General features: G+C 74.7%; 25 protein-coding genes. 17 read left to right on the plus strand and 8 right to left on the minus strand.

All coding sequences use genetic code 11. The features are described from left to right. Positions 1-97 precede the first annotated feature (97 nt). The gene (locus tag ACFWJ4_RS27650; protein WP_380548263.1) at positions 98-1,735 is read right to left on the minus strand and encodes an APC family permease; all 1,638 of its coding nucleotides are present in this window, start codon (positions 1,733-1,735) and stop codon (positions 98-100) included. Positions 1,736-1,993: 258 nt separating this feature from the next. On the opposite strand from ACFWJ4_RS27650, the gene ACFWJ4_RS27655 reads away from it, so the two are divergent. After that, positions 1,994-3,592, plus strand: a complete 1,599-nt coding sequence (locus tag ACFWJ4_RS27655) for a TauD/TfdA family dioxygenase (RefSeq protein ID WP_380548266.1) — start codon at positions 1,994-1,996, stop codon at positions 3,590-3,592. An 86-nt stretch (positions 3,593-3,678) separates the two neighbouring features. Here ACFWJ4_RS27655 and ACFWJ4_RS27660 read toward each other — a convergent pair whose 3' ends face one another. After that, positions 3,679-4,509, minus strand: coding sequence for a GntR family transcriptional regulator (locus tag ACFWJ4_RS27660; protein ID WP_359905441.1), 831 nt, complete (start codon positions 4,507-4,509; stop codon positions 3,679-3,681). 341 nt (positions 4,510-4,850) lie between these two features. On the opposite strand from ACFWJ4_RS27660, the gene ACFWJ4_RS27665 reads away from it, so the two are divergent. The 11 genes from ACFWJ4_RS27665 (at position 4,851) to ACFWJ4_RS27715 (ending at position 13,810) form a co-directional block, all read left to right on the plus strand. Beyond that, entirely contained in the window at positions 4,851-6,020 is a 1,170-nt protein-coding gene (locus tag ACFWJ4_RS27665; RefSeq protein WP_359905438.1) for an ABC transporter substrate-binding protein, read from the plus strand. 43 nt (positions 6,021-6,063) lie between these two features. Continuing rightward, positions 6,064-7,044: an ABC transporter permease gene (locus ACFWJ4_RS27670; protein WP_380548269.1), complete on the plus strand. Its 981-nt coding sequence runs from the start codon at positions 6,064-6,066 to the stop codon at positions 7,042-7,044. Then, positions 7,032-7,877, plus strand: a complete 846-nt coding sequence (locus ACFWJ4_RS27675) for an ABC transporter permease subunit (protein WP_359905433.1) — start codon at positions 7,032-7,034, stop codon at positions 7,875-7,877. Before ACFWJ4_RS27670 ends, ACFWJ4_RS27675 begins: the two co-directional genes overlap by 13 nt. A gap of 21 nt (positions 7,878-7,898) precedes the next feature. After that, positions 7,899-8,984, plus strand: coding sequence for an ABC transporter ATP-binding protein (locus tag ACFWJ4_RS27680; RefSeq protein WP_359905430.1), 1,086 nt, complete (start codon positions 7,899-7,901; stop codon positions 8,982-8,984). A 60-nt stretch (positions 8,985-9,044) separates the two neighbouring features. Then, the gene (locus ACFWJ4_RS27685; protein WP_380548272.1) at positions 9,045-9,788 is read left to right on the plus strand and encodes an HAD family hydrolase; all 744 of its coding nucleotides are present in this window, start codon (positions 9,045-9,047) and stop codon (positions 9,786-9,788) included. Position 9,789: 1 nt separating this feature from the next. Then, complete coding sequence (locus ACFWJ4_RS27690) at positions 9,790-10,113, plus strand: multidrug efflux SMR transporter (protein ID WP_359905424.1); 324 nt, start codon at positions 9,790-9,792, stop codon at positions 10,111-10,113. Between the two features lie 111 nt (positions 10,114-10,224). Beyond that, positions 10,225-10,716, plus strand: coding sequence for a hypothetical protein (locus tag ACFWJ4_RS27695; protein ID WP_359905421.1), 492 nt, complete (start codon positions 10,225-10,227; stop codon positions 10,714-10,716). A gap of 170 nt (positions 10,717-10,886) precedes the next feature. After that, the gene (locus ACFWJ4_RS27700) at positions 10,887-11,183 is read left to right on the plus strand and encodes a hypothetical protein (RefSeq protein WP_359905419.1); all 297 of its coding nucleotides are present in this window, start codon (positions 10,887-10,889) and stop codon (positions 11,181-11,183) included. Further along, complete coding sequence (locus tag ACFWJ4_RS27705) at positions 11,180-12,508, plus strand: WXG100 family type VII secretion target (RefSeq protein WP_380548275.1); 1,329 nt, start codon at positions 11,180-11,182, stop codon at positions 12,506-12,508. Before ACFWJ4_RS27700 ends, ACFWJ4_RS27705 begins: the two co-directional genes overlap by 4 nt. Further along, entirely contained in the window at positions 12,498-13,184 is a 687-nt protein-coding gene (locus tag ACFWJ4_RS27710) for a hypothetical protein (RefSeq protein ID WP_380548278.1), read from the plus strand. The genes ACFWJ4_RS27705 and ACFWJ4_RS27710 overlap by 11 nt, the downstream gene beginning before the upstream one ends. Continuing rightward, a complete protein-coding gene (locus tag ACFWJ4_RS27715; RefSeq protein ID WP_380548281.1) occupies positions 13,181-13,810 on the plus strand; it encodes a hypothetical protein in 630 nt (209 codons plus the stop codon). Before ACFWJ4_RS27710 ends, ACFWJ4_RS27715 begins: the two co-directional genes overlap by 4 nt. Before the next feature lie 61 nt (positions 13,811-13,871). Here ACFWJ4_RS27715 and ACFWJ4_RS27720 read toward each other — a convergent pair whose 3' ends face one another. The 5 genes from ACFWJ4_RS27720 to ACFWJ4_RS27740 all read right to left on the minus strand — a co-directional run bounded on the left by ACFWJ4_RS27720 (position 13,872) and on the right by ACFWJ4_RS27740 (position 17,927). Next, the gene (locus ACFWJ4_RS27720) at positions 13,872-14,546 is read right to left on the minus strand and encodes a phosphonatase-like hydrolase (protein ID WP_380548284.1); all 675 of its coding nucleotides are present in this window, start codon (positions 14,544-14,546) and stop codon (positions 13,872-13,874) included. An 11-nt stretch (positions 14,547-14,557) separates the two neighbouring features. Beyond that, complete coding sequence (locus ACFWJ4_RS27725; RefSeq protein ID WP_380548286.1) at positions 14,558-15,679, minus strand: TIGR03364 family FAD-dependent oxidoreductase; 1,122 nt, start codon at positions 15,677-15,679, stop codon at positions 14,558-14,560. 205 nt (positions 15,680-15,884) lie between these two features. Beyond that, entirely contained in the window at positions 15,885-16,400 is a 516-nt protein-coding gene (locus ACFWJ4_RS27730) for a pyridoxamine 5'-phosphate oxidase family protein (protein ID WP_380353729.1), read from the minus strand. Positions 16,401-16,599: 199 nt separating this feature from the next. Further along, the gene (locus tag ACFWJ4_RS27735) at positions 16,600-17,262 is read right to left on the minus strand and encodes a phosphatase PAP2 family protein (protein ID WP_380548289.1); all 663 of its coding nucleotides are present in this window, start codon (positions 17,260-17,262) and stop codon (positions 16,600-16,602) included. Beyond that, entirely contained in the window at positions 17,259-17,927 is a 669-nt protein-coding gene (locus ACFWJ4_RS27740) for a DedA family protein (RefSeq protein WP_359905395.1), read from the minus strand. The genes ACFWJ4_RS27735 and ACFWJ4_RS27740 overlap by 4 nt, the downstream gene beginning before the upstream one ends. A gap of 115 nt (positions 17,928-18,042) precedes the next feature. Here ACFWJ4_RS27740 and ACFWJ4_RS27745 point away from each other — a divergent pair, with 115 nt between their 5' ends. The 3 genes from ACFWJ4_RS27745 (at position 18,043) to ACFWJ4_RS27755 (ending at position 21,376) form a co-directional block, all read left to right on the plus strand. Then, positions 18,043-18,492, plus strand: a complete 450-nt coding sequence (locus ACFWJ4_RS27745; RefSeq protein ID WP_380548292.1) for a BlaI/MecI/CopY family transcriptional regulator — start codon at positions 18,043-18,045, stop codon at positions 18,490-18,492. Continuing rightward, positions 18,489-19,745 carry a M48 family metalloprotease gene (locus ACFWJ4_RS27750; RefSeq protein WP_380548295.1) on the plus strand — a complete coding sequence of 419 codons (1,257 nt, stop codon included), beginning with the start codon at positions 18,489-18,491 and terminating at the stop codon, positions 19,743-19,745. The genes ACFWJ4_RS27745 and ACFWJ4_RS27750 overlap by 4 nt, the downstream gene beginning before the upstream one ends. A gap of 194 nt (positions 19,746-19,939) precedes the next feature. After that, positions 19,940-21,376: a GAF domain-containing protein gene (locus ACFWJ4_RS27755; protein WP_380548298.1), complete on the plus strand. Its 1,437-nt coding sequence runs from the start codon at positions 19,940-19,942 to the stop codon at positions 21,374-21,376. Between the two features lie 43 nt (positions 21,377-21,419). Here the strand turns inward: ACFWJ4_RS27755 and ACFWJ4_RS27760 are convergent, their stop codons facing one another. Next, a complete protein-coding gene (locus ACFWJ4_RS27760) occupies positions 21,420-21,920 on the minus strand; it encodes an SsgA family sporulation/cell division regulator (RefSeq protein WP_359905384.1) in 501 nt (166 codons plus the stop codon). 329 nt (positions 21,921-22,249) lie between these two features. On the opposite strand from ACFWJ4_RS27760, the gene ACFWJ4_RS27765 reads away from it, so the two are divergent. Beyond that, positions 22,250-23,596: a hypothetical protein gene (locus tag ACFWJ4_RS27765; RefSeq protein ID WP_380548301.1), complete on the plus strand. Its 1,347-nt coding sequence runs from the start codon at positions 22,250-22,252 to the stop codon at positions 23,594-23,596. Positions 23,597-23,765: 169 nt separating this feature from the next. Continuing rightward, the gene (locus ACFWJ4_RS27770; protein ID WP_380548326.1) at positions 23,766-25,118 is read left to right on the plus strand and encodes a TerD family protein; all 1,353 of its coding nucleotides are present in this window, start codon (positions 23,766-23,768) and stop codon (positions 25,116-25,118) included. The last annotated feature ends 64 nt before the right edge of the window (positions 25,119-25,182 follow it).

Genomic DNA, 25,182 nt, shown 5'->3' on the forward strand with positions numbered 1-25,182 from the left:
GCGCCGTGGTCGGCTCCGGCGGGGGGCGGGGGGGCGCGGGCCCCCGGGGCGCGGCCCCCGCCGTCCGGTGGGGGGGGGGCCTCGGCCGTGCCCGGGCTCAGTGCCCGTTGACGTCCACCACCTCGACGCCGCGAATGTTCCGCTCGATCTCCTCCGTCGGCAGCGCGATCGCCAGCGCCCAGTAGTAGACGACCAGCGAGAACGCCACCACGACCACGATGTCCCACCACAGCGGCAGGTTCCCCTTCGCGCCCGCGCCGAAGGTGCCCTGCCAGGAGGTCAGGCCCATGCCGAGCAGGTAGACCGGCAGCCACTGCCCGGCCCGGAAGTCCATCCGGGGCGCGTTCGGCAGCCCCTTGGAGCGCGCGTACCAGGAGTACCCGCCGAGCAGCAGGTAGCCGATCACGATCGCCAGGCCCAGGCGCCACAGGGTGTCCCAGCCGGACCAGTAGATGACCAGGCTCGCCACCACGAAGGCAAGCGGCGAGATCACCGAGCCGCCGGGCAGGTGGTACGAGCGCTCCATCTTCGGCAGCCGCTTGCGCAGCACCCCGAAGGCCAGCGGGGCGCCCGCGTACATCAGCACCACCGCCGAGGTGATGAAGCCGACCAGCCGCTGCCAGCTCGGGAAGGGCAGGAAGCAGATCACCCCGGCCACCCAGGCGATGAGCAGGCCCAGCCAGGGCACCGCGCGCTTGTCGGTGGACTGCAGCACCTGCGGCGCGTAGCCGTTGCGGCTCAGGCCGTAGGTGACCCGGGAGCTGGAGGTGATGTAGACCAGTCCGGTGCCGGCCGGCGAGATGACCGCGTCGATGAACAGCACGGTGGCCAGCCAGCCCAGGCCGATCAGGGTCGCCAGGCCGGCGAACGGTCCGCTGATCCCGGGGTAGTCGAGGGTGCTCCAGCCCTGGGCGAAGGTCTCCGGCGGCAGTGCCCCGATGAACACCACCTGGAGCATCACGTAGACGATGGTGCCGACCACCACCGAGCCGAGCACCGCGCGGGGGATGTCCCGGCGCGGGTTTCGGCTCTCCCCCGCCCACTGGATGGCCTGTTCGAAGCCGAGCAGCGCGAAGATCACCCCGCTGCTGCTGATCGCGGTGAGCACGCCCTTGGCGCCGTCCGGCGCGAAGCCGTGCACGTCGAAGTTGGAGCCGTGGAACTCGGTGATGCCGAGCGCGAAGATGGTCAGCACCGGGACGGCGACCTTCCACACGGTGGCCGCGCTGTTGGTGTGGGCGAGCAGCCGCACGCCGAGGAAGTTGACCGCGACGAAGACTCCGAGCAGGGCGGCCGCGACGACGAATCCCCAGCCGGTCAGCGTCAGGTTCTTGTTCAGCAGGCCGTCCGCCCAGCTCCAGTGCTGGGCGTAGTTGATCATCGCCTGCACCTCGATCGGCGCGATGGTCGCGGCCTGCAACCAGGTGAACCAGCCGAAGGACATCCCGGCGAACCCGCCGAAGGCGTAGTGCGGGTAGCGCGCCGTCCCGCCCGCCACCGGGAACAGCCCGCCCAGCTCGGCGTGGACCAGCGCCAGCAGGATGATCGCCACCGCGCCGATGCCCCAGGACAGCAGCGCCGCCGGCCCGGCCGCCACCGCCGCCTTCTGCGCCCCGAAGAGCCAGCCGGAGCCGATGATCGCCCCGACCGAGGCCCAGAGCAGTCCGATGACGCCGACCTCGCGCCGCAGCCCGGTGTGCCCCGAGCCGGGCGGATTGGAGGAGGAATGGGCCATGGCCGATCGCCTCTCGAAGCAGGAGGAATTCCTCCGACAGTGCCCCACCCCGGGCGTCTCCCCTCCCCGAAACGCCCCGCACCCCGTGCCCCTCACCCGAACAGCCCGCGGGAACCACCCGCCGGCACAGTTTCCGAAGCGTTCACCCGCCCGGCACGTGGAACTCACCGGCGGCAGGCAGGCTCCCTGACAGTGCCCAAAGTTGGCTATACAACTTCAACCCTTACGACAGCCGTAGTGCCGCCGAGGAGAAGACCGATGACCGAACTGCCGCCGTACTGGCTGCGTGACAACTGCCCGTGCGCCGAGTGCCGGGACCCCCGCAACGGACAGAAGCTGTTCCAGATCGACGACCTGCCCGAGGACCTGGCGGTCGCCAGGAGCACGGAGGCCGACGGACACCTGGAGGTGCGCTGGTCGGACGGCCACCGCTCGCGCTACCCGCTGGAGTGGCTCGACCGGGCCGACGAGGGCGACGGGCGCACCGAGCGGGGCAAGCGGCTCTGGACGGCGGCGGACTTCGCGTCCGGCCTCCCGCAGGCGCGGTGGGAGGCCTACCTGGCCGACCCGGCCGAGCGGGCCGCGGTGCTGGCCGCCGTACGGGACGACGGCTTCGCCGTGCTGCGCGGGGTGCCGGCCGTCGAGCGGCAGGTGCTGCGGGTGGCGGAGAGCTTCGGCCACGTACGGGTCACCAACTACGGGGAGCTGTTCGACGTCCGGGTCGAGCCGGACCCGAACAACCTCGCCTTCACCAGCGTCGCCATCGCCCCGCACACCGACAACCCGTACCGGGACCCGGTGCCGACCCTCCAGCTGCTGCACTGCCTGGAGAACTCGGCGACCGGCGGCGACTCCGGACTGGTGGACGGGTTCAAGGCCGCGGCGCTCCTCCGGGAGGAGGCGCCGGCCGCGTTCGAGGTCCTCACCCGTACGCCCGTCCCGTTCGCCTTCCGCGACCGGGGCACCGAACTGCGCGCCGACCGCCCGCTGATCGACGTGGACCCGCTGGGCCGGATCCGCGAGGTCAGGTTCAACAACCGCTCGATCGGCACCGTCCGGGCCGGCGCCCCGGACGGCCTGAACGCCTTCTACGCCGCCTACCGCCGCTTCGCCGCGATCACCCTGCGCCCCGGACTCCGGCTCACCTTCCGCCTCGGCCCCGGCGACTGCCTGATCTTCGACAACACCCGCCTGATGCACGCCCGGACGGCCTTCCGGCAGGACGGCCACCGCCACCTCCAGGGCTGCTACGCCGACCTCGACTCCCTGAACAGCACCCTCGCGGTGCTGCGCCGCCGCGCCGCCGCGCTGGACGCGATCGCCGCCCTGTTCGCGGGCGAGGGCGCCGGGGAGTACCTGGGCGAGGAGGTCACCATGGCCGAGCACATGCTCCAGGCCGCCGCCGCCGCCGAGGCCGCCGGGGCGCCGGCACACCTGGTCGCCGCCGCGCTGCTGCACGACGTCGGCCACTTCTTCGACGAGCACGGCCAGGGGTCCGCACACGGACAGGATCTGATGAAGGGTCAGGACAATCGCCACAGCGACTCCGGGGCCGACTGGCTGGCCCGCTGGTTCGGCCCGGAGGTCACCGAGCCGGTCCGGCTGCACGTGGCCGCCAAGCGCTACCTGTGCGCGGTCGAGCCCGGATACCGGGAGCGGCTCTCCGCGGCCTCCGAGTACACGCTGGGCGTCCAGGGCGGCCCGATGGACGAGCGCCGGGCCGCCGCCTTCGCCGAACTCCCGGGCGCGCGGGACGCGGTGGCGGTGCGGCGCTGGGACGAGCGGGCGAAGGTGGCGGGCGCCCCGACGCCCGGCTTCGAGCACTACCGCCCGCTGCTCGCCGCCCTCATGCGGTGAGGACGCTCACGCACTGAGGACGCTCACTGCTCACGCCGCGCGGGCGCTCACGCCGTCAGGACGCCCGTGCGGCCCGCGCAAGGGGCTCAGTCCAGCTCCCGCGCGTGCCGCGAAAGCGCCGAGGTGGCCAGGGAGTTGTGCACGCTGAACGCCACCGTCCCGGGCAGGTAGCGGTCCTGGGACCACTCCACCGGCGTGCCCGTCGGGTCGGTCGTGCGCCGCCGCTCGCGCAGCAGCGGACCGCCCCGGCGGCAGCCGAGCAGCCGGGCGTCCTCGGCGTTGGCCGGGACGACGTCGATGGTGTGGTCGGCGTCGGTGAACAGGATGCCGTGCTCGCGCAGCACTTCGGTGTGCGAGACCACGTCCGGCGGCAGCTCGGCGACGATCTCGCCGACCCGCGGCGGGTACACGGTGCGCTCGACCATCACCGGCGTGCCGGACAGCGTCCGCAGCCGGACGATGACGTACACCTCGGCGCCCGGTTCCAGGCGCAGTTGCTCGCGCTCGGCGGCGTCGGCCGGGCGGCGCACCAGCGAGTCCAGGATGCCGCCGGGCTCCTCGCCCATCGAGTACGCCCAGTGCGTGAAGCTGAGGAGTTCGGAGAAGCTCTGCACCCGGGCGCCGCCGAGGACCACCCGGCGGGTGCCGCGCCGGGAGGTGACCAGTCCGTCGGAGCGCAGCACCGCGAGGGCCTGGCGGACGGTGCCGCGGGAGACGCCGTACTGCTCGGCCAGCGCGCCCTCGGCGGGCAGCCGGCCGGCCTCGCCGTAGGCGCCGGTGGTGATCGCCTCGCGCAGGTCGGCGGCCACCTTCCGGTACAGCGCGCCGGGGCGCTCGGCCGCGGGCTCCGCGGCGGCCGAGTGGTCCCCGGCGGCCGGGCGCCCCTCGGCCCCGGGGCGCTGGGGCTCAGTTGCCACGTCAGTCAATGTCCCTCCTGGGGCGGTGTCCTGCGCAGCCGTACCGGCGCGGACAGCCCGACCTTATCCCGCTGCGCCTTCGAAGCATCGCACCGAACGGTTCACGCTCCGATGGCCGGATTCCACCGTTCCCGCACCCGACCCCGGTTCTGGGCCGTCCGTTCACCTTCCCGTCACCGGCCTCCGGCGTACTTACTGCTGTCAGCGAAGTTGGCTAGTCAACTCGGACGACGTCGATCGATCGCTCACCCGGCCGGTCCGCCGCCCTTCGCGAGACGCAGGCCCGCGGAACCCCCCGCGAACGCCCCTCGCAGTACGCCCCCTTAACAGGAGACTTCCCCGTGACCGTGCACCGCGCCCGCGCCGCCGCCTTCGCGGCCGTACTGACCGCCGCCGCGCTCTCCCTCACCGCCTGCGGCTCCGCCGGTTCGAGCGCCAAGTCCGGCGATGCCGCCAAGGACGGCGCCAAGGACGCCAAGACGGCCACCTCGGCCGCCGACTTCGGCGGCATGGACGGCCTGATCGCCGCGGCCAAGAAGGAGGGCAAGCTGCACGTCATCACGCTGCCCCGGGACTGGGCGAACTACGGCAAGATCATCGACGGCTTCAAGGCCAAGTACGGCATCGAGGTCGAGGAGGAGAACCCGGACGGCTCCAGCCAGGACGAGATCAACGCGGTCAACTCCCGCAAGGGCCAGGACCGCGCCCCCGACGTGGTCGACCTGGGCAGCGCCTTCGCCCTCCAGGCGGTCAAGGACGGCATCCTCGCCCCCTACAAGGTCGCCACCTTCGACAAGGTGCCGGACACCATGAAGGACGCGAACGGCGCCGCCGTCAACGACTACGGCGGCTACGTCTCCATCGGCTGCGACGCCAAGAAGATCGCCAACTGCCCGAAGACCTTCGCCGACCTGCTCAAGCCCGAGTACAAGGGCCAGGTCGCCCTCAACGGCAACCCGACCAAGTCCGGCTCCGCCTTCGGCGGCGTCTACGCGGCCGCGCTCGCCAACGGCGGTTCGCTGGACAACGTCCAGCCCGGCATCGACTTCTTCGGCAAGCTGAAGCAGTCCGGCAACTTCAACCCGGTCGAGTCGACCCCGGCCACCATCGAGAAGGGCGAGACCCCGATCTCGATCGACTGGTCCTACCTGAACGCCGGTTACACCGACGAGTTCAAGGACAAGGGCGTCGACTGGAAGGTCTCCATCCCGACCGACGGCTCCTACGCCCAGTTCTACAACCAGGCCGTCAACAAGTGGGCCCCGCACCCGGCGGCCGCCCGCCTGTGGCAGGAGTACCTGTTCAGCACCGAGGGCCAGAACCTCTTCCTCGGCGGCTACGCCACCCCGTCCACCTTCGAGGCCCTGAAGAAGGACGGCACCCTGGACGCCACCGCCGCCGCCAAGCTGCCGGCCGTCGAGAAGCCGTTCACCACCTTCCCGACCGTCGACCAGATCAACGCGGCCAAGAAGGTCGTCACCGAGAACTGGACCAAGGCCGTCGCGGGCTGACACCCCGGCCACGTACCGCACTTCGGGCTGAGAAAAGGCACTCATGACCACGGCTCCCACCCCGGTGCCGACCACCCCCGCCGCCACCTCCCCCGGTGGCGGCGCGGGGGCGTCCGCCACCGCCACGACCACCTCCCCCACGAGCACCGCCCCCGCCCCGCGGCGCCGGCCCCTCGCCCGCCTCCGCGGCGCGTCCTGGCTGGCCACCGTGCCGCTGCTGCTGTTCTTCCTGATCGGCTTCGGACTTCCCTGCGTCGCCATCGTGATCGGCGCGTTCACCACCTCCAGCGACGCGGAGAGCGGCGCCGGGCAGTTCACCTTCGACAACCTGACGGCCTCCGTCCAGGGCGGCTACCGGACGGCCATGCTGAGCAGCCTCAAGCTCTCCGCGCTGACCGCGCTGCTCGCCACCGTGCTCGGCGTACCGCTCGCCCAGGCCGTCGTCACCTCCCGGCGCGGCTGGCTGCGCCAGGCGGTGCTCACCGCCTCCGGCGTGCTCGCCAACTTCGGCGGCCTGCCGCTCGCCTTCGCGTTCGTCGCCACCCTCGGCAACGCCGGTGAGATCACCAGGCTGCTGCACCTCACCGACCACGGCTGGTCGCTGTACTCCTTCACCGGCCTGACGGTCGTCTACCTGTACTTCCTCGTCCCGCTGATGGTGCTCACCATCACCCCGGCCCTGGACGGCCTGCGGACCCAGTGGCGCGAGGCGGCCCAGAACAACCGGGCCACCACCGTCCAGTACTGGCTCCACGTCGCCCTGCCGATCCTGCTGCCCTCCCTGCTCGGCGGCTTCGTGCTGCTCTTCGGCAGCGCCTTCGCCGCCTACGCGACGGCCGCCGCCATGGTCGGCGCGACCGTCCCGCTGGTCAGCCGCTCGATCGCGGACGCGCTCTCCGGCAACGTGCTGGTCGGCCAGGGCAACCTCGCCCTCGCCCTCAGCCTCAACATGATCGTCGTGGCCGTCCTGGTGATGGCCGTGTACCTCCCCCTCCAGCGCCGGAGCGCCCGATGGCTCAGCTGACCACCCCCGCCCGCCCCGGCCGACGCGACGTGCGCTGGTGGCGCGGTGCCGTGCTGCTGCTCGCCGGCGTCTACTTCGTCGTGCCGCTCGCGGCCTCCTTCTGGTTCTCGATCGACGAGCCCAAGGGCATCTCCTTCTCCGCCTACACCGGACTGCTCTCCGCCCCCGGCTTCCTGGACAGCCTCTGGCTGACCCTCGGCCTCGCCGTGGTCACCGTCGTGGTGCTGCTGCTCCTGCTCGTCCCGGCGCTGATCGCCGTCCGGCTCGGCTCGCCGAAGCTGCGCCCGGTCATCGACGTGCTCTGCACCCTGCCGCTGGTCGTCCCGCCGGTCGCCCTGACCGCCGGCCTCATCGGCGTGCTGCGCTGGGGCCCGGACTACCTGATGGACACCCCGTTCTTCCAGACCTTCGTGTTCGTCCAGGACCCGGACTTCCCGCTGGTGCTGGTCATCGCCTACGTGCTGATGGCCCTGCCGCTCGCCTACCGCGCCCTGGACGCCGGCCTGCGCTCGATGGACGTGCGCACCCTGGTCGAGGCCGCCCGCAACTGCGGCGCGAGCTGGCCGCGCGCGGTGTTCACCGTGGTCCTGCCCAACCTGCGCGGGGCCCTGCTGAACGCCTCCTTCCTCACCCTGGCCCTGGTCCTCGGCGAGTTCACCACCGCCTCGATCCTCGGCTTCCAGCCCTTCCCGGTCTGGATCTACTCGGTCGGCAACAGCCAGGCCCACATGTCGGTCGCGGTCTCCATCCTGAGCCTGCTGCTCACCTGGCTGCTGCTGCTCCTGCTGGCCACCGCCGGGCGCGAGCGCCGCGCCAAGACCGCCACCTCCTGAAACCCCCCGGAGTCACCAGTCATGACCACGGCCACCGCCATCGCCAACGGCGTCTCGCTCTCCCCCGGCAGCGCCACCGTCGAATTCCGCTCCCTGCGCCGCGCGTTCGGCACCACCACCGCCCTCGACGGCCTGGACCTGACCGTCCACCCGGGCGAGCTGATCGCCCTGCTCGGCCCGTCCGGCTGCGGCAAGACCACCGCGCTGCGCATCCTGGCCGGCTTCGAGCAGCACGACTCCGGCGAGGTGCTGGTCGACGGCCGGGACATCACCGCGATCCCCGCGCACAAGCGCGACGCGGGCATGGTGTTCCAGTCGTACAGCCTCTTCCCGCACCTGACCGCCCTGGACAACGTCGCCTTCGGGCTGCGGATGCGCGGCACCGGCAAGGCCGAGCGCCGCAAGCGGGCCCAGGAGCTGCTGGAGCTGGTCGGCCTGCCGCACCGCGCCGACCACTACCCGCACCAGATGTCCGGCGGCCAGCAGCAGCGCATCGCGCTCGCCCGCGCGCTCGCCCTCCAGCCGCGCGTCCTGCTGCTGGACGAGCCGCTGTCCGCGCTGGACGCCAAGGTCCGCCTCCAGTTGCGCGACGAGATCCGCCGCCTCCAGCAGGAGCTGGGCATCACCACCCTGTTCGTCACCCACGACCAGGAGGAGGCGCTGTCGATGGCCGACCGGGTCGCGGTGCTGCGGGCCGGCAGGCTGGAGCAGTGCGCCGTCCCGTCCGAGCTGTACAGCCGGCCGGCCACCGCCTTCGTCGCCGAGTTCGTCGGCACCATGAGCCGCATCCCGTGCACCCGCACCTCGGACGGCGTCGAGGTGCTCGGCCGCCGGCACGCGGTGGACGGCGCGATCCCGGCCGACGGCGAGCTCCAGGTGCTGGTCCGCCCGGAGAACGTCACCCTGACCCCGGCCGAGGACGGCCCCGCGCTGGTGGTCACCGCCTCCTTCCTGGGCGCCGTCACCCGGCTCACCGTCCGCCTGGACGACGGCACCGAGGTCAAGGCCGACCTGCCCACCGAGGCCGCCGCCGCCCTGCCGGCCGGCGCCCGGGCCGCGCTCACCCTGCCGGAGCGCCCGGTGCTGGTGGACCGCCGCACCGCCTGAGAACCTCGTACCTCCCTGCTCCGTCCACCGGAGCACCGAAGAACCACCGAAGGTACCGCCATGCCTGACTCCGCCCTGCCCGAATCCGTCCTGCCCGAGAACTCCGCCCCGCCCGCCGCCGCGCTGCCCGCCGTCGTCCTGCCCGCCGCCGTCCTCTTCGACATGGACGGCACCCTGGTGGACACCGAGCAGCTGTGGTGGCAGGCCGCCGCCGAACTCGCCGAGGAACTGAACCGCCCGCTCACCGACCAGGACGCCCCCGAGGTGCTCGGCCAGGCCATCGAGCACACCGCCGCCCACCTGCACAGGGTCAGCGGCACCACGCTCGGCGAGGCCGAACTCGCCGCCCGGCTCGGCGAGTCCTTCGCCGGCAAGGTCGCCGCCGAGACGGTTCCGCGCCCCGGCGCGCTCGCCCTGCTGGCCTCGCTGCGCGACGCCCGGGTGCCCACCGCGCTGGTCTCCGCCTCCCCGCGCCGGGTGGTGGACCTGGTGCTGTCCGCCATCGGCCGGGACTGGTTCGCCGTCACCCTGGCCGCCGAGGACACCGAGCGCACCAAGCCCGCGCCCGACCCGTACCTCGCCGCCGCCGAGCGGCTCGGCCTGGACCCGGCGGCCTGCCTCGCCGTCGAGGACACCCCGACCGGGGTCGCCTCCGCCACCGCGGCCGGCTGCGCCGTGCTCGCCGTGCCGTCCACCGCGGTGCCGATGCCCCGGGGCGAGCGGATCACCCTGCTCGCCAGCCTGGAGCAGGCCGACCTCGCCCTGCTCGGGAAGCTCGCCGGTCCCGGCGCGGTTCGACCCTGACATGCCCTATCTCCTGCTCGCCCTCGCCATCGTCAGCGAGGTCTGCGCCACCAGCTGCCTCAAGCTCACCGAGGGGTTCACCCGGCTCTGGCCGAGCCTCGGCGTCGGCATCGGCTACGCGCTCTCCTTCGTGCTGCTCGGCCGCGCGCTCAAGCACATACCGGTCTCGGTCGCCTACGCGGTCTGGTCCGGGGCCGGCACCGCGGCGGTCGCCGGGATCGGCGTGGTCGCCTTCGGCGAGTCGCTCGGGCGGCTCCAGTGGCTGGGCATAGCGCTGGTGATCGTCGGGGTGGTCGTGCTCAACCTCAAGGGCGGACACTCCTGACGACGTTCTGACGGTCCGTCAATTTCCGAATACGCTGGTCAACCACCCTGTCGGGGCGGGACGTCGGACGTGCCGACCTCCCGCCCCGAAGCCTTCGCTACGGTGTCCCCCATGACGGACCCCCGACCCCATCACTACCGCTTCGTCCACCGCGAACTCGCCCGCCAGGTACTGGAGTTCGGCCCGCGCGTGGCCACCCCGACCCCGGACGGCGGCAGCCTGCTGCCCGTCGTCACCCAGATCTGGGACGACCTCGGCGCCGCCCTGCCGCCCGAGGACCGCCTGCCCCACCACGGCCTCGACTGCCGGCACCTGTCGGTCGACGGCCACCACATGCTGCTGGTCACCCTGCCCACCGCGGTCGGCGCCACCGAGGCCCACTTCGTCGCCGCCGTCCAGCCCCAGGGCGCCAGGTCGGTGCGCTACGTGACCTTGGAGCACGCGTTCAGCCCCTTCGACGGCAGCCCCGGCACCGTCCTCGGCGAGTGGACCGCCGAGAGCCACCTCAACCACGGCCCGGGGCCCTCGCCCGTCGCCGAACTGTTCGTCACGGCCGTGGTGCAGCTCGTCACCCCGAAGAAGCGCGGCTTCTGGCGCCGCTGAGACCGACCCTCGCACGTCCCTCCGGGCCGGGCCGCCGACGTCAAGAAGGCGTCGACGGCCCGTAAAGGTCCCGCAAACATCCTCCCCCGGACCCCGGCGCGGGCGATCATCGGCGCACTGGTCGGGGCTATGCTCGCCCGGTCCGACAAACGACGCATCGGGGGGCGAAAGTGTCCGACTTCAAAGTCAGTACAGAATTCCTCGCCAAGCTGGCCCAGGACCTCAAAGGCTGCGGCGACGAACTCGAACAGGGGCTCAAGGCCTTCGAAGCGGCCGGCCACACCGGCACCGGCTTCGACTTCCTGGACGAGGCCTGCGGGCACTTCAAGGACAAGTGGCAGTTCGGCCTGAAGAAGGTCCGCGAGTGCGTCAAGGTCCTGGACGAGGGCCTGGAGCAGGTGCAGAAGAACTACGACGGCACCGAGCAGAGCATCGTCAAGGTCCTCACCCCGGCGGGGCAGTCGTGAGCGCCCCGACGCCGCCGGCGCCCGACTGGTCCGGCCTCGGCTTCAACCCCACCCCCGGCGACTCCGCCGCCGTCACCGCGCTCAGCGCCGGCCTGCGCCGGGTGGGCCAGCACCTGACCGGCGTGCACACCACGCTCTCCCAGATCTCCGCCAACCAGGGCGAGTGGACGGGCGAGGCGGCCAAGCAGTTCGCCAAGCAGTTCGACAAGCTCCCCGGCTACCTCCAGGACGCCGCCGACTCGATCACCGCGGCCTACACGGCGCTCGACGTCTGGTACAAGGCGCTGACCGAACACCAGCCCAAGGCGGCCGAGTTGGCCGCCTCCGCGGTCGCCGCCAAGAAGAAGAAGGACGAAGCGGACCGGGCGCACAGCGCCGCGGCCGCCGCCCCCGACCTCCAACTGGCCGGCCGCCACTACTCCGACGACGCGAGCCTCGCCGCCGCCGAACAGCGCTACAACACGGCGAAGAGCCACCTCGACTCGGCCGCCGGCCTGCTCACCAGTGCCTCCAACGAGCTGGCCGGCCTCCAGAAGCAGGCCCACGAGCTCGCCGGGACCCACCAGTCGGACGCGAAGAAGACGGCCGAGGCCGTCCGCAAGGCCGCCGACAGCAAGGCCCCGCCGGAGCCCGGCTGGCTCAGCAAGGTCGGCGACTGGTTCAAGAACCACGGCGCGGACCTGCTGACCGTCGCGGCCGGCGTCTGCGGCGTCGCGGCGATCTTCTTCCCCGCCTTCGCGCTGCCGGCGCTCCTGCTGAGCGCCGCCGCCGCGGGCGCGCACGCGACCCAGTACGCCGCCAAGGGCCAGCTGTGGCCGCCGCAGAAGAACATCGGCAACTGGCTGACCCTGGGCGGCGACGTCCTCGGCGCGATCCCCGGCGTGGGCGTCGCGGCCAAGGGCGTGACCGCCGTCCGGGAGGCCCGCGCCGCCGGTGCGGGCGTGCGCGGCGCGGTCTCCGCCGGGTCCACCGAGGTCCGGACCGCCGCCCGGGGGATCGACCCGGCCAACCCGCTCTTCACCACGGCGATCGAGAAGCCGGCCATCAAGCTCGGCGTCTCCAAGGCCACCGCGATGAACGTCTCCGACGGCGTCCAGGCCGCCACCACCGCCGGGCTCAACGCCCCGACCGCGTACGCGCTCACCCAGGACAACCCGAGCGACAACCTCGCCAGCGCGGTCAACTACACCACCGGCGGCAACAGCGTCATCGGCTCGGCGGGCATGGCGGCCGGCGGCGGCAAGGCCAACGTCATCATCGGCAGCGTGTCCACCGTCGGCAACCTGCTCGGCATGGGCGGATGGGCGGCCGGCTATGGCCGTTGAGACCCCGGGGGCCGCCGCCCCGCCGCTCTGGCTCGACCTGCCCGCGGGCTTCACCGCCGTCGACCTGGACGAGGACCCCGGCGACCGGATGGCCCGGGCCGCGGAGCAGTTGGACGCGCTCTTCCCCGATGCCGGGGCCGAGCAGAAGCTCGCCGCCGTGATCGCCTCCGAGACCGCGCTCCAGGCCCAGCTGCGGGAGGGCGCCGTCCACGTGTCCGGCTGTCTGGTCCGGGCCGGGGACGGCGGTCCGATCCACGGCGTGCTCTCCGTCTTCCTCCGCCCGCAGGACCTCGGCGCGCCGGGCAGCTACCCCGCGCGGGTCGCCGCGGAGCTGGCCGAGGCCTGGCCGGACGCCGACGTCGGCGTGGTGGACCTGCCGCTCGGCCGCGCCGCCCTGGCCGCCCGCGAGCTGACCGTCCCGGTGCCCGGCGCGGTCTTCGGCGTACCGGAGTCGGCCGTCGGCACGGTCCGCCAGCTCGAACTGCTGATCCCGCACCCGTGGAGCCCGTACGTGGTCGCCGCCGTCTTCACCACCGAGGACGTCGACCACTGGGACGAGTGGCTGCCGCTGGTCGCCGCCGCGTACCGGGGCATCTCCTTCCACCCGCCCCGGGACGAGAGCCGCGACACCGTGCCGCCCGACCAGTGGGACAACGTCCGGAAGGCCTTCGGATGACAGTCGCTCCGCCCGCCCGGGAGACTCGAAGCGGCCCGCGCCGGCTCGGGGGCGCGGTGGCGCTCATCGCGCTCTCCACCGCCATGCTGGTCGCCGTCATCGCGCTGGACGTCTACGTCAACTCGTTCCTCGCCACCGTGGTCGGGTTCGGCTACCCCCTGGTGATGCTGATCGCGTTCGCCCTGCGCCGCGACGCCGACACCAACCCCGCGTTCCAGAAGAGGATGTTCGGCTGGAGCGCGGGCATCTGCGCGGTCGCCTTCGTCGCGTACCTCGCGGGTTCCGCCGCCTGGACCGACCTGATCCTGGGTTCGGGCCGGACGGTGCGGGCCGTGGTGGTCGACGAGAAGGTCACCGACTCGCTCCACGGCACCGGGCGGGCGTACACCCTGGCCGCCACGGAGCTGAACGACGAGGTCCCGGGCGGCCCGCTGGAGGAGCGCGACGCGCTGTTCAAGCGCGGCGACGTGGTCACCGTCCGGATGGACCCGGCCGGGCGGGTCGCCCCCAAGCTCCCCGGCGAGGTCGGCTCCCCCGCCTACCTGCTGCTGTTCCTCGGCTGCAACGTCCTGATCGACGGCACCGTGCTCTGGTCGGTGCGACGGCCCGGGCCGTCGACCGTCTGAGCCGTCGACGTTTGAGCCGGCCGGTCGCCGCCCCGGGCCGGGCCCGGGGCGGGGTGCCGGATCAGCCCAGCAGGGCGGGCAGTTCGGCGATCGAGCCGAGGACGTGGGTCGCGCCGTCGGCCCGCAGGCGGGCCTCGTCGTGGGCGCCGGTGAGGACGCCGGCGACGACCTTGGCGCCGGCCCGGGTGCCGGTCAGCATGTCGTAGCCGGTGTCGCCGGCGACGGCGATCCGGCGGACCGAGTCGGTGCCGGTGCGCAGCAGCGCGGTGAGCACCAGGTCGGGGTACGGGCGGCCGCGGCCCGCCTCGGCGGGGCAGAGGGTCAGGTCGGCGACGGACCGCCAGCCCAGGGCGTCCAGGATGCGGTCCTGGGTGGTCCGGGAGAAGCCGGTGGTGAGGACCACCTTGCGGCCCCGGCCGCGCAGTTCGGCGATGGCCTCGGCGGCGCCGGGCAGGGCGGCGCAGTGGCCGGCGTCGACCAGGTCGTCGTAGGCGGCCTCGAAGGCGGCGTTGGCCCGCTGGGCCTTCTCCTCCTCGCCGAACAGGTGCCGGAAGACGGAGATCTTGGACTCGCCCATGGTGGCCCGGACGTGGGCCAGCATCGGGTCGAACTCCGGGCTGCCGGCCTCGACGCCGAGCGACGCGGCGGCCGCGGTGAAGGCCTGCTCGACCAGGCCGTCGTCGGCGACGGTGGTGCCGGCCATGTCGAGCACGACCAGGCTGATATCGGTGGTCACCACAAGGTTCCTTACAGGTTGGCGAGTTGGGCGGTGGTCTCGGCGATGGCGGGCGAGCAGGTCATGCCGCGGCCACCGGGGCCGGTGACCAGCCAGACGCCGTCGCGCACGCGCTCGCGGTGGACGACCCGGGTGGTGTCGACGCACTGGGCGTACACCCCGGCCCAGCGGCGGCGGATCCGCGGCATCGGGCGGCCGAGCAGTTCCTCGACCACGCCGGCCAGGTGGTCGTACGGGTCCTCTACGACGTCGAAGCCGAACGGCTGGTCGTACTCGTGGGTGTCGCCGATGGTCAGGCCGCCGTCGCGGCGCTGGACCATCAGCAGCTGCATCCTGTGCTCGGCGGCGACCGGAGGCTGGGGCTGGGTCTCGCGCAGCCGGTCCAGGGCGGTGCCGGCGAAGGCCGGGTAGTAGCGGAAGCTGTCGCCGTCGGCGACGGAGGTGGTCAGGGTCTCGCCGAGCGGGTCGGTCTGCATCATCTGGAGGCGGACCCGGCGGACCGGCAGGGCGGGGGCGAGTTCGCGGACCAGGCCGCCGATCCAGGCGCCGGTGCAGAGGATCACCAGGTCGCCGGTGTGGATGTCGCCGTGGTCGTCGCGGACGGCGTTCTCGCCGACCACCTCGCGCACCTCGCGCCCGGGCAGGAAGGTGTACCGGCCGGTGGACTCCAGGTGGCCGCGCAACGCGCGCTGGGCGGTACGGGGCTCGACGGCGGCGTCGCGCTCGCACCACAGGGCGCCGAGCAGCTTGCCGCGCAGGGCCGGGTTGACGGCGCGGGTCTCGTCCGGGTCGAGCAGCCGGTAGCCGCGGGCGGCGGCGTCCGGCAGGGTCAGGGCCTGCTCGGCGACGGCCAGTTCGGCCTCGGTGCGGATCGCGGTGAGCGACCCGTTCGCCCGGAAGCCGAGGTCCGGGACGCGGGCGCCGATGGACTCCCACAGTTCGCGGGCCCGCAGCGCGGTGTCCAGTTCCTCGCCCTGCGCCCGGCCGCTGACCCAGACCAGGCCGAAGTTGCGCACCGAGGCGCCGCGGGCCTCGGTCTCGCGCTCCAGGTGGACGACCTCGTGGCCGCGCTCGACGGCCTGCCAGGCGTGCATGCTGCCGAGCACGCCTGCTCCTACGACGATGACTCTCATGCGTCCAGGCTGATGCGCCCGGGTGTCCGAGGGGCGTCGGACTGCCGTCCCGGAGATGAACCACCTGGGAAGTTGTACAGACAACCCGACGGTCACTCGGCGGCGGCTCCCACGGTCCCGGCCGCGCCCACGGCCCCCGTGACCCCGGTGGCCCCGGACGCCCCGGCGGTCGCAGCCGCCGGGCCCGCCGGGACGACCGGGGCGGCTACGACCGCACCACCCGCGCCCGCAGGTAGTTGCGCCGGCCGAAGTTCGGCTCGTCCACCGCCGTCAGCTCCTCCACCTGGAACCGGTACAGCGCAGCCGCCCCGCCGCCGGTCAGGAACTGCCGCCGGGCCTCCTCGTCCCGCGCGAAGGCCGGATAGCGCCCCTGGTAGGCGGCCAGCGCCGCCTCGGCCTGCCGCCCCCAGGCCTCGCCCGCGCTGCCGGTCAGCTGGAGGCCGCGCAGCTGCTCGCCGAAGACCGGCGGCGGCAGGAAGACGGTGGCGGCGGCCCGGGCCTCCTCGGCCAGGTGGTGGCTGTGCCGGGTGGAGCGCTCGCTGACGAAGTAGAGGACGAGGTCGTCGTCGTACGCGAAGAAGGCCAGGTTGGCGTGCGGGCCGTGCTCGTGCCCCGCGGTGGCGAGGGTGAGCACCATGGCCTCGGCCAGCAGCCCCTCGACGCCCTTGTGCAGCAGGTCCCCCGGCCAGTCCCCCTGCGTGATGTCGAGTCGGTACGGCATTCGGCACTCCCTCCGCTGGCACGCCCGGCGCCCGCGCGCCCGAGCACGACTGAGCCGGGCGGGCGCCCCCCGGAGGAGGCCCCACGCCCGGCTCACATGCTCCACCCGTCGTCCGAAACCGGACAAGGGGCGGGCGGCCCGAGAAACGGCGTCCGAGCGCGCGGCGGCGTCGGAGTGCCCGGCGGCGTCGGCGGCGGGGTCAGCGCCCCTGCGTCGCGTAGCCGCGGTCGGCCGGGGGCAGCGCGCCCGGCCCGAGCAGCGGCCGCAGCGCACCCGCCCGCATCCGGTCCACCAGCGGTCCGCAGCGCCCGGCGAGCGGCGCCAGCACCACCGCGACCAGCAGCCCGACCAGCGCGCCCACCGCCACGTCGTGCGGGTAGTGCACGCCGACCCAGACCCGGGAGGCGGCCATCAGCGCCGCGAACAGGCCGGCCACCCATCCGAGCCGTCGGTCGACGAACCAGAGCGAGGCCGCGGCGGCGAAGGCGATCACCGAGTGGTTGCTCGGGAAGGACCAGTCCCCGGTGCCCGGGCAGGTCTCCAGTGCGACGCTGCCGGGGATCTGGGCGCACGGCCGGAGCTCCTCGACCGCGCCCTTGAACACCGAGTTGACGCCGTACGCGACGACCACGATCACCGGCGAGGCGAGCACCCTGGCCATCACGGCCGAGTCCGCGCCGCGCGCCCGCCACCACGCGAGGAGCATGAAGACCGCGAACAGCCCGAGGCCGAGCGCCGACCAGACCTTGATCAGCTCGTCCAGCCAGTGCGGGGCCGACTGCGCCCAGCCGTTGACCCGGGTGTACAGGCCGCCGTCGATTCCGCTGCCGTCGTACACGGCGAGCGCCCGGGATGGCGTCACATGTCACCTCCGTGACGTCGCGCCTTACGGGCGCGGAACAGTTCGAGAACAATGGGGAGCACGGAGACAACTACTACCAGACCGATGATGGGCAGCAGATATCGGTCGATGCTGGGGACGGACGAGCCGAGCCCGTACCCGGCGAGCACCACGCCGACCGTCCAGACCACGCCGCCGAGCACCTGCCAGAGGGTGAACGAGCGGACCGGCACGTCGAGTACGCCGCAGAGCGGATTCAGCACCGTACGGACCACCGGGATGAACCGGGCGAGCACGATCGCCTTGCCGTGCCCGTACTTGGTCAGCAGCTCCTCGGCCCGCGCCACGCCCTCCAGCAGGCTCTTGCGCCGGGTCCGGGCCAGCAGCGCCCGGCCGCCGCGGCGGCCGATCAGGTAGCCGACCTGGGCTCCGACGAGCGCGCCGACCAGGGCGGCGGGCAGCACCTGCCACAGGTGCAGCTGCGGGCCCTTGGTGGCGCCGGGGACACAGAGCAGGCCGGCGGTGAACAGCAGCGAGTCACCGGGCAGGAAGAAGCCCACCAGCAGGCCGGTCTCGGCGAACAGCACCACGGCGATGCCGAGCGCGCCGAAGGCGGCGAGCAGTGAGGACGCGTCCAGCGGGTTCACCGCGAGGTGAACGGCCGGATCGGCGAGGAACTGGAGCAAGGCCGACGGACCTCCCGTACGTTGGGGGGCGGTTCGCATCGGAACCCGCCCAGACCGTCTACAGTTGCGTAGACGGTCTACATGACTGTAGACGAAACTTGGAGGAAGCGCCGCCATGCCCGACGTACCGTCCGCCCGCCGGCCCGCCGGGGAGCTGGAGGCCGAGGTGCTGGCCGCCCTCTGGTCCGCCCGGCAGCCGATGACGCCGCAGGACGTCCAGGCCGCGCTCGGCGGGGACCTCGCCCGCACCACCATCGCGACGATCCTCGGCCGGCTGTTCGACAAGGGCACGGTCGTGCGCACCCGGGCCGGCCGGGCCTACGCCTACACCCCGACCGTCCAGGACACCGCGGGGCTCGCCGCCCGCCGGATGCACACCGAACTCGGCCGCGAGGCCGACCGCTCCACCGTGCTGGCCCGCTTCGTCTCCGACCTCTCCGCCGAGGACGAGCAGCTGCTGCGCGAACTGCTCGGCGACGGCGCCCCGGGCGCGGAGGCGACCGGGGCCGGCGCCGCGGGCCCGGACACCGCGGGCCCGGGCACCCCGGGAGCGGCCGGCCGATGATGCTCGCCGTCTGGGTCCCGCTGCTGCTGCCCTTCCTGGCCGCCCCGCTGGCCCGCCGCCTCGCCGAGGCGCTGCCGCCGCGGGCCGCCGCCTGGATGCTGGCCGCGACCACCGCCGTGCTGGCCGGCGGCACGCTCTGCTCGCTCGGCCTGCTCGCCGCCGACGGGCTGCTCCAGCTCCCGCCCGTCGCCGCCCTCGGCCACCTCTCGCTGCCCTGGCTCACCGCGGCCTCGCCCGACGCACCGTTCGCGGCCGCGCTCGCCGCCCTGGCGCTGCTCGCGCTCGGCGCACTGGCGGCGCGCACCGTCCACCGGCGGCAGCGGGAGCTGCGCACCGCCCGGGCCGCGCTCCCGGCCCACGACCACCCCGGCCGACCCACCGACGGCGCCGGCGGCACCGAGCACGCCGACCGCACCGACCGCACCGACCGCACCGACCGCACCGACCGCCACCGTACGGACCGGACGGACCGGACGGGCGCCCACCGGCCGGGCCGTGCCCCCTCCTCTGCCCAGCATTCGGACATGCGCCCCCCGTGCGCCTCCGTGCGCCGGTCACGCCCCTCGGCGTGGCCGCCCGCGCTCACCCGGCTCGCCGCCCGGCTGCGGCCGGTCGCCCTCCTGCGGCCCGCCGCGCTGTTCCGGCCCGCCGACCACCCGCTCACCGTGCTGGACGACGACTGCGCCGACGCCTTCGCCCTGCCCGGCCGCCTGGGCCGCCCCGGCCGACCGGGCGAGCCCGGCCGGATCGTGGTCACCTCCGGCATGCTGCGCGCCCTCGACGGCCCCGAGCGCTCCGCCCTGCTCGCCCACGAACGGGCCCACCTGACCGCCCGCCACCACCTCTTCCTCGCCCTCGCCGAGCACGCCGCCGACGTCCATCCGGCGCTGCGCCCGCTGCGCGCACCCCTCGGGTACCACCTGGAGCGCTGGGCCGACGAGGTCGCGGCGGCCCGGGTCGGCGACCGCGCCGTGACCGCCCGCGCGGTCGGCCGGGCGGCCCTGGCCGCGAGCCGTTCCCCCTGGCCGGCCCGCCCCCGGACGGTCGCCACCGCCCACTCCGGCCCGGTCCCGCGCCGGGTCGCCGCACTGCTCCGGCCCCGCCCGGCCCCCGCCCCGGGCACCTGGCTGCGGGCCGCCGCCGTGGCCCTGGTCGCCTGCCTGGCGCTGAGCACCGGCGCCGCCCTGGAGGCCACCGCCGACCTGCACCACACCGTGGAGGCGGCCCAGCAGGGCTCCGGCGCCCAGCGCTGACCGCCGGCCGTGGCCGCCGGGGGTCGGGCCCCGCACCCCGGCGGGCACGGCCGGGCCCGGGGCCGGACTCGCGTTCCGTACCGCCCGGTATGCCGACTTGCCCGACCCCGTCCCCAGCGGCCCACCGCACCCGTACGCTTTCGTCAGCGCGTCGGCCCCGACGCGTCCTCGAACGGCGGCGAGGAGCGAAGCGAGTGCGGCAGACCGGACGGCAGTCCCGACGACCAGAGCGCCGCACCCCGCCGTCCGCGACGGAGCTGGCCAAGGTCCACGACCGCACCCTCGCCGACGCCGCCGCCCGGGAACTGTCCACCCCCGCCCGCACCGAGGAGGCCGGCGGCCCCGGCCTGCTCGAACCCCGGCCCGAGATCGGCGACTCCTGGGCCCGGCTGCGCCGCCTCGGCCTCGACCCCGACACCGGCGCCGCCGCCGTCCTGCTGGGCCCCGGCGAAATCGAACAGCGACGCCGCACCAGCGGGCTCGACACCGTCCTGCCGGTGCTCCGCGAGACCCTGGTGGAGACGGGCGGCACGGCCCCGCTGCTGCTGGCCGTCGCCGACGCCGAGGGCCACGTGCTCTGGCAGGAGGGCGAACGGGGCCTGCGCCGCAGCGCCGACCGGATCGGCTTCATCACCGGCGCCCGCTGGATCGAGGAGAGCGTCGGCACCAACGGCATCGCGGTCGCGCTGCGTGCCCGGCGCCCGATGCACGTCCACTCCGCCGAGCACTACCTGCGCAGCCACCACTCCTGGACCTGCGTGGCCGCACCGGTGCGCGACCCCGGCACCGGGCAGCTGGTCGGCGCCATCAACCTGAGCGGCCCGGCGCACAGCATCCGCCCGTACCTGCTCCAGCTCACCGCGACCGCCGCCCGGCTGGCCGAGACCGAGCTGCGCGCCCACCGGCTGGAGGCGCTGCACCAGCTGCGCACCCTGGCCGCCCCGCTGCTCGCCCGGGTCGGCGGCCCGGCGCTGGTGGTGGACGCGGCCGGCTGGACCGCCGCCGCGGCCGGGCTGCCGCCGCCCAGCCGGCTGCGGGTGCCCAGCGAGGGCTGGACCCCGGCCGCCGTGCACTGGGTGCCGGGCCTCGGCGAGTGCGCGCTGGAGCCGCTCGCCGACGGCTGGCTGGTGCGCCCGGTCCGGCCGCCCGGGGAGAACGGCTCGGGCACGGTGACCGCCGAGCAGGCCGAGGGCGCCCACCTCCGGCTGGACCTGCGCCGCCCGGACCGCCCCGGGCTGTCCGTCCGGGGCGCGGCCGACAGCTGGTCGCACCCGCTCAGCCCGCGCCACGCCGAACTGCTGCTCCTGCTCGCCACCGGACGCGAGGGCAGCACGGCCGCCCAGCTCGCCGACGCGCTGTTCGGCGACCCGGGCCGGACGGTGACGGTGCGCGCGGAGCTCTCCCGGCTGCGCCGCTACCTGGGCGGGCTGCTGGCCCACCGGCCGTACCGGATCGCCGAGTCGGTGCTGGTCACCGTGGACGGGCCGGACGACCCGTACGACCTGCTGCCCTCCTCCTCGGCCCCGGCCGTGCGGCGGCTGCGGGCCGCGCTGGCCGCGGGGACGGCCCGGCTGCCCGGTGCGCCGCCCCTGCCGCCGCCGCGCGTCGCCGCGCCGACGGAGCGTCGCTGACGGTCCGTCCCCGGCCGGGCGGAGCGGATCCGGCGCCCCGTCGTCAGCCGTTCGCGAGCAGCGCGGCCAGCTCGGCGTCGGTGGGACCGCAGCGGCGCTCCTGGTGCTCGGAGACCAGCGCGTAGGTGCGGTCCAGCCAGGCCTGCACGCGGGGCTTGGAGGCCTCCAGCAGGGCGCTGCCGTGCGGGGATTCGAGCGCCAGGTGCAGCGTCGCGCCGTGGCACGGGCAGTACGCCGGCCACAGTTTGACGTCGCCCTGGCCGCTCAGCGCGCGCAGCCCGTCGCGCAGCAGTTCGCGTGAGAACACCCAGTCGGCCTCGTCGGGCCGCCCCAGGTGGAAGGTCAGCAGGACCTCGTACGGGCGCGCGGCGACGAACCGGAACCGGGTGCGCACCTCGCCGACCACCTCCTCGCCCAGCGAGATCCGCAGGATCAGCACCTCCTCCACCGCCGCCGGAGCGGCGGTGGAGCCGTCCCCATCGCCGCCCGTGGGGGTGGCGGCGAGGGGTGCACTTGAGGCTGCGGACAGCGGGTCGGGCGGCATGACGGTCTCTCCGGGACGGCGTGGGATGACCTCAGCCTGCGTCACGCCCGGCGCACCGGGCAAGGGTTGCAAGGGGGTTGCAATAACCCCCGTCCGAGGCGGCCGCTCCTTTCCCGCCCTTGTCAGACGGACCGTCAACTTCCGTGTGTCGAAAGGGCGTCCACGAAATGGACGGGGGCCGACCGGGAGGTGATCACCCACTGGTACGCTCTGCCCTCTCCCCGGGCGGGCCCGCGCGGAACCGGCCCGCGACGGCCGGAGCCGGACCCGGCGGCGACGCGTGGGAGAATACGGCGACGCGACGGCGGCTTCGGGGAGGGAGGGGTCCGGTGGCTGTGCGCGAGGACACCGCGCGGGACGTGCACCACGAGCCCGCACGGCAGGGTCGGCACGGGCGGCCGCGCCCGTTCGGCGGCCTGTTCCGGCTGCCCACCCTGCGCCTGTCCGGTGCCGCGATGGCGATGTCCACCGTGGTCGGCATCAGCATCGCCACCACCCTGCTGCTCAACGAACAGCAGGGGATCGGCCGCCGGGCCGGCGTCGCCCGGGTCGGCTCCACCCCGCCGCCCACGCCGGGCGCCACCGACCAGGCCGAGGCGGCCTCGGAGCAGACCCCGACCGACGGCCTGTCGTCCGCCCCCGCCGCCGGCCGCCCCGCCGCGGGCCACCCCTCGACGGCCCCCTCCTCGCACCTCTCGGCACGCCCGTCGGGAGCCGCGCCGGTCGCCGCCACCCCGCCCGCGTCCCGCACGGCGGGCCCGGGCACGCCCCAGACCGGCGGCCAGGCCTCGGCCGGGCAGGACGCGCCGGCCCACGGCACCCAGCTCACCGGCACCGGGGCCGACGCCCCGGCCGGCTCCTCGCCCTCCCCTTCCGTCCCGGCCCCGCCCTGGAACGCCCAGCAGCCCGGCTACGACCCCTCCGCCCCCGGCCAGGGACCGAACATCCCCGGGCTGCGACCGACCGTGCCCGGCCGCCCGGTGCCGCCGCCCGCCGCGTCCCTCCCGGACGTCGGCGCCGCGGGCGCCCCGGGGAAGGACGCGCCCACCGCCCCCGTCGACCCCGTCGAGGGCGCCGGCCCGGCCGACCCCGGGAGCGCCCCGGACACCGACCACGCGCTGTCCGGCGCCGCCCTGCTCTCCCCGCTCGGCCGGGACGGCCTGCGCCACCGGCTCACCCTCGCGGTGGCCGAGCCGGTCACCGCGTTCCAGGCCGAGTTCCGGCTCGCCCCGGGCGAGTCGGCACCCGGCGCCGGCGCCGCCTGGACCGACCTGCCGGGCGCCGTGGTCACCGCCCAGCAGGAGCGCGGCACCCTCGTCTACCGATTCACCACCCCGCCCGGCACCGATGTCCGGCCCGGCCACTACACCTTCGGCGTCCGCGGTGCCCGTCCGGCCGCGGAGCCGTCCGCCGCGGCGCGCAAGGCGGCCCCGGCGGAGAGCTGGAGCGTCTCCGCCTTCGCCCTCGACCACCCCCGCGCGGTCGCCGCGCTCGGGGGCTTCGGCCCGGCGCAGCCCCTGCCCGTCGAGCCGTGCGCGCCCCGCGCCCGGGCCGCCTCGCCGCTCCCCGAACCGGCCGGCGGCCCGGCCCTTGCAACGGCCCCCGCACCGGCCCCCTCCCCGGGCTCCGCACCAGCCCTCTCCCCGGCCACCGACCCGGCCACCGCGGCGCGCTGACCTGCCGACGGCCGGGTGTAACGGTCGTTCGACGATCCACGGTCGGCCGTTCCGGACGGGCACATCCCCGAACCTCGTTCGTTACTGTGGGCAGCACCCCGGCCCGGCGCCCCGACGGCCCCGGCCGGGCCGCCGTTCCGCACCCGAGGAGGAGTCCGTGTCCACCGTCCTGACCCAAGGCGGCAACGCACCGCTGACCGCCGCGCGAGTGAGCGTCGAGGTCACCGCGCCCAAGGCGCTGGACGTCTCCGGCCTGCTGCTGACCGATGCCGGAAAGGTCCGCTCGGACGACGACTTCGTCTTCTTCAACGCCCCGAACGGCCCCGGCGTCAGCCACCGCCCGGCCACCGCCGGCACCCCCGACGCGATCACCGTCGACACCCGGGCCGTCCCGGCCGGCATCACCAAGATCGTGGTCACCGCGAGCCCCGCCGACCAGGTCTCCACCTTCGCCGGGATGGAGCCCACCGCCACCGTCCGCGACGCCGACACCGGCGAGGTGCTGGTCACCTTCACCCCGCCCCGGCTGGGCCTGGAGACCGCGCTCATCGTGGTCGAGGTCTACCTGAGGGGCGGTGCCTGGAAGGTGCGCGCCGTCGGCCAGGGCTACGCCGACGGCCTCGCGGGCATCGCCACCGACTTCGGCGTCTCCGTCGAGGACTCCCCGGCCCCCGCCTCCTCGGCCCCGGTCCCGGCCCCGGCCCCGGTCGCCCAGGCCCCCGCCGCGCCGGTCGCGCCGCCGGCCCCGGTGGACCGCACCGTCCAGCTCCCGGCTCCGCCGGCCGCCCCGCCCGTGCCGCCCGCACCGGCCGGGCCCCCGACCGCCACCCCGGTCGGCACCCCGGTCGACCCGCGGATCGCCCTCGCCACCGGCCAGACCGCCGTCCCCGCCCCGCCCGCGGCTCCCCCGGCCGCCGCCGCGCCCGCGGCCCCGGCCGCCCCCGCCAAGATCACCCTGGACAAGGGCCGGGTCAACCTGGTCAAGGGCAGCTCGGTCTCCCTGGTCAAGAACGGCCGCCCGTTCCTCTCCTCCGTCCGGATGGCCCTCGGCTGGAAGTCCGCCGGCCGCGGCCGTGACATCGACCTGGACGCCTCCTGCCTCGCCTTCGACGCCCGGCACAAGCGGCTGGAGACGGCCTGGTTCATGAAGCTGAGCATCTTCAACGGCGCGATCTCCCACTCCGGCGACAACCTGGTCGGCGGCGAGGGCGGCGACGACGAGGCGATCACCGTCCACCTGGAGGGCCTGCCGGCGGAGGTCCACGGGCTGGTCTTCGTCGTGAACTCCTTCTCCGGCCAGAAGTTCACCGACGTGCGCGACGCCTACTGCCGTCTGCTGGACGCCCGGACGGAGGAGGAGCTGGTCCGCTTCGACCTCACCAACTCCGAGCCCTACACCGGTGTGATGATGTGCAAGCTGGTCCGCCGTCCGGGCGGCGAGTGGGAGATGACGGCACTCGGCGAGTACGTCGACGGCAAGACCGCGCGGGCGATGATCGAACCCGCCGCCGCGGCGCTGTAGCCGCACACCGCCGCCGGTCCCGCGAGGCCACGACGCCACGCGACGACCTCACGACGTCACATCC

Source organism: Kitasatospora sp. NPDC127067 (assembly GCF_042724755.1).
Taxonomy (GTDB): domain Bacteria; phylum Actinomycetota; class Actinomycetes; order Streptomycetales; family Streptomycetaceae; genus Kitasatospora; species Kitasatospora lactacystinica.

What these genes read in the sequence shown, in the direction of transcription:
- ACFWJ4_RS27650 (WP_380548263.1), bottom strand. Translation starts at nt 1,735, where the DNA reads ATGGCCCATTCCTCCTCCAATCCGCCCGGCTCGGGGCACACCGGGCTG.
- ACFWJ4_RS27655 (WP_380548266.1), top strand. Translation starts at nt 1,994, where the DNA reads ATGACCGAACTGCCGCCGTACTGGCTGCGTGACAACTGCCCGTGCGCC.
- ACFWJ4_RS27670 (WP_380548269.1), top strand. Translation starts at nt 6,064, where the DNA reads ATGACCACGGCTCCCACCCCGGTGCCGACCACCCCCGCCGCCACCTCC.
- ACFWJ4_RS27675 (WP_359905433.1), top strand. Translation starts at nt 7,032, where the DNA reads ATGGCTCAGCTGACCACCCCCGCCCGCCCCGGCCGACGCGACGTGCGC.
- ACFWJ4_RS27680 (WP_359905430.1), top strand. Translation starts at nt 7,899, where the DNA reads ATGACCACGGCCACCGCCATCGCCAACGGCGTCTCGCTCTCCCCCGGC.
- ACFWJ4_RS27685 (WP_380548272.1), top strand. Translation starts at nt 9,045, where the DNA reads ATGCCTGACTCCGCCCTGCCCGAATCCGTCCTGCCCGAGAACTCCGCC.
- ACFWJ4_RS27690 (WP_359905424.1), top strand. Translation starts at nt 9,790, where the DNA reads ATGCCCTATCTCCTGCTCGCCCTCGCCATCGTCAGCGAGGTCTGCGCC.
- ACFWJ4_RS27695 (WP_359905421.1), top strand. Translation starts at nt 10,225, where the DNA reads ATGACGGACCCCCGACCCCATCACTACCGCTTCGTCCACCGCGAACTC.
- ACFWJ4_RS27710 (WP_380548278.1), top strand. Translation starts at nt 12,498, where the DNA reads ATGGCCGTTGAGACCCCGGGGGCCGCCGCCCCGCCGCTCTGGCTCGAC.
- ACFWJ4_RS27715 (WP_380548281.1), top strand. Translation starts at nt 13,181, where the DNA reads ATGACAGTCGCTCCGCCCGCCCGGGAGACTCGAAGCGGCCCGCGCCGG.
- ACFWJ4_RS27725 (WP_380548286.1), bottom strand. Translation starts at nt 15,679, where the DNA reads ATGAGAGTCATCGTCGTAGGAGCAGGCGTGCTCGGCAGCATGCACGCC.
- ACFWJ4_RS27730 (WP_380353729.1), bottom strand. Translation starts at nt 16,400, where the DNA reads ATGCCGTACCGACTCGACATCACGCAGGGGGACTGGCCGGGGGACCTG.
- ACFWJ4_RS27745 (WP_380548292.1), top strand. Translation starts at nt 18,043, where the DNA reads ATGCCCGACGTACCGTCCGCCCGCCGGCCCGCCGGGGAGCTGGAGGCC.
- ACFWJ4_RS27750 (WP_380548295.1), top strand. Translation starts at nt 18,489, where the DNA reads ATGATGCTCGCCGTCTGGGTCCCGCTGCTGCTGCCCTTCCTGGCCGCC.
- ACFWJ4_RS27760 (WP_359905384.1), bottom strand. Translation starts at nt 21,920, where the DNA reads ATGCCGCCCGACCCGCTGTCCGCAGCCTCAAGTGCACCCCTCGCCGCC.